The 2,281-nt window shown below is 45.8% G+C and carries 2 protein-coding genes; one reads left to right on the forward strand and one right to left on the reverse strand.

Going from position 1 to position 2,281, the window contains the following annotated elements; all coding sequences use genetic code 11:
* Positions 1–82 precede the first annotated feature (82 nt).
* Entirely contained in the window at positions 83–1,450 is a 1,368-nt protein-coding gene (gene radA / locus JX312_RS12465) for a DNA repair protein RadA (protein WP_123407708.1), read from the reverse strand.
* A 144-nt stretch (positions 1,451–1,594) separates the two neighbouring features.
* Between radA and JX312_RS12470 the strand changes: the two genes are divergently transcribed.
* The coding region (locus tag JX312_RS12470) for a malate dehydrogenase (RefSeq protein ID WP_204458219.1) at positions 1,595–2,281 on the forward strand (687 nt) is incomplete at its 3' end.

Below are 2,281 nucleotides of genomic sequence, written 5' to 3' on the forward strand. Positions count from 1 at the left end.
ATCTCTACTTTTCTATAATCTATTATCGATTCCATATCTTACTTTTCAAATCATAAATTTCAGGCAAATTACAAGAATCCGCCTAACCGAATATATTTTTGAACACCTCTTCCACCTTCCCCACTTCTACAATATTGATATTGAATGTGTCTTTTATTCCCTTGAGATTCCCTTTGGGAATAAGTATCGATTCGAATCCCAACTTCTGGGCCTCGGAAACCCTCTGTTCTATACGAGTGACTGTGCGGATTTCTCCGGATAGCCCCACTTCTCCGGCAAATGCCCATTTCCGCTCTATGGAGATGTCGAAATTAGAACTCATGATTGCCGCCACTACCGCCATGTCGAGTGCTGGATCCGCCACCTTCAGGCCGCCTGCGATATTCAGAAACACATCTTTTTGCGACAATTTGAATTTTGCACGTTTCTCAAGCACGGCAAGAAGCATATTGAGCCGACGTTGGTCAAAACCGGTTACTGAACGCTGGGGTGTTCCATAAGCGGCGGAAGACACGAGCGCCTGCACTTCTACCATAAACGGTCTTATGCCCTCCATTGTGACACCTATGGCGATTCCACTCATCTCTTCGTCTCTGTTTTCCGAAAGAAGCATCTCCGAGGGATTCTTAACTTCTTTCAGTCCCTTCTGCGCCATCTCGTAGATACCGATCTCATTTGTCGAGCCGAAACGGTTCTTTATCGACCGCAATATCCTGTAAAGATATTGTCTGTCACCCTCGAACTGCAGCACAGTGTCAACAATATGCTCAAGCACTTTCGGTCCGGCGATGGCACCGTCTTTGTTGATATGCCCCACAAGAATGACCGGAACACCAGACTCTTTGGCATATCTGAGCAACGATGCGGCGCATTCCCGAACCTGCGACACACTTCCCGCCGCCGACTCAATCTCTGACGAACAGATTGTCTGTATTGAATCAACCACTATCAGTGATGGCGATACATTCTCGATCTGAGTGAAAATATTGTCAAGATTTGTTTCACACAATATAAATGTGTCTTCTGATATTTTTCCAAGCCGGTCCGCCCTGAGTTTTAGCTGAGAGGCACTTTCCTCACCGGAAACATATAATATGCGCCGATTCCGGATCGAGAGAATGTTCTGCAGAAGCAATGTAGACTTCCCGATTCCCGGCTCACCTCCTATGAGAGTCAGGCTTCCGGCCACAAGCCCCCCTCCAAGAACCCGGTTAAGCTCGGATGACGGCATTTTCACACGCATCTCCTCCTTTACCTCTATCTCTGACAATCTCACAGGAGTGCTGCTTCTTACAAGCCCCTTTCTGGCAGACTTGCCAGGTTTGGCAGACACTTTTTCTTCCACAAAAGTGTTCCACTCGCCACAACCCGGACATTTCCCGAGCCATTTGGGACTTTCATATCCGCAATCACTGCAGAAATAAACGGATTTGGTCTTTGCTGATGCCATTTTTGATTGTTTGGGAACAGCCGGATGAATGTGAATCACACCAGCACTGCGCTATTCCGGTTTATAATTGCAAAATTAATCAAATTTTCAAAACTTTTTCTACGCTGCATCATTATAATAATAAAAAGACCAATTAAGTTTATTATGAAATATCTTACAGATGAAAAACTGCTGATCGTCGGCGCTGGCGGCATGATCGGCTCAAACATGGCTCAGACCGCCATAATGATGCACCTGACACCTAACATTTGTCTTTATGACCCTTATGCGAAAGGTCTTGAAGGTGTGGCGGAAGAATTACTGCATTGCGGATTCGAAGGATTGAATCTGACATATACAGATGATATCGAGACTGCTTTTACCGGAGCTAAATATATAGTTTCTTCCGGCGGTGCCCCACGCAAGGCTGGCATGACAAGAGAGGATCTTCTAAAGGGGAATGCGCAGATTGCTGAGGATTTCGGCAAAAACGTAAGAAAGTATTGTCCGGATGTAAAGCATATCGTTGTCATTTTCAATCCTGCCGACATCACAGGGCTTGTAACTCTCCTTTATTCCGGAGTAAAACCGTCATGCGTGACAACCCTTGCAGCTCTTGACAGCACACGTCTCCGCAGCGAGCTTGCAAAATACTTCTCCATTTCTCCCGACAAAATCACAAATGCAAGAACTTATGGCGGGCATGGTGAACAAATGGCAGTGTTCGAATCAACGACTCTGGTCGACGGCAAACCGCTCAAGGAGCTGATAGAATCAAAGGAAATTCCTGAAAAAGACTGGGAAGAACTCAAAATCCGCGTAATTCAGGGCGGCAAGAATATAATTGACCTC

It is taken from the genome of Barnesiella sp. CU968 (assembly GCF_905219685.1).
GTDB classification, from domain to species: Bacteria; Bacteroidota; Bacteroidia; order Bacteroidales; family Muribaculaceae; genus Lepagella; species Lepagella muris_A.